The following is a 575-nucleotide window of genomic DNA, read 5'->3' on the forward strand; positions in this document are numbered from 1 at the left end:
TTGATAGTGCTGGCGACACCGTGATGACGGTAACTGTCGATACCGACGGTTCATATAAGGTTACCGTAACAGGTCCAATTGACCAAGGTGACAGCGAATCCACCAATATCGATTTGAACGTTACTGCCACTGACAAAGATGGTGATACCACTGACGGTTCAATGGATATCACTATTACTGACGGCACTAATGCCACGGGTGGCGACCAAGGTGCGCTAACACTGAACGAAGGCGATTTAGACACGGTGGGTGACGGTGTTAATCCGAGTGATACCGATACCACATACCCTGCATCACAATCGGGCTCGTTTGTTATCAAGGCGGGCGAAGACAGCCTTGTTCCGGGTTCAGTAAAAATTGACCCAGCATTACAAAGTGATTTGATCACTGAGCTGCAAAACGAACTGACCTCTGGTGGTGAGGGACTGACGTTTGAAGTGGATAGTAACGGTAATCTGGTCGGTAAACTGCCGAACGGTACTGTTGCTGTAACCGTTTCTTTGTCTGGTGAGCAGCAAGGTCAAGACGTGAAAGTTACGGTGACTATCGAACAGAATGTCCCGTTGGATCATACT

The 575-nt window shown here is 48.3% G+C and carries 1 protein-coding gene; it reads left to right on the plus strand.

Going from position 1 to position 575, the window contains the following annotated elements; genetic code table 11:
* Window positions 1–575: hypothetical protein (locus C9J47_RS27205; protein WP_170107586.1), on the plus strand; the 575-nt coding region annotated here is incomplete at both ends.

The sequence above is a fragment of the Photobacterium indicum genome (assembly GCF_003026215.1).
GTDB classification, from domain to species: domain Bacteria; phylum Pseudomonadota; class Gammaproteobacteria; order Enterobacterales; family Vibrionaceae; genus Photobacterium; species Photobacterium indicum.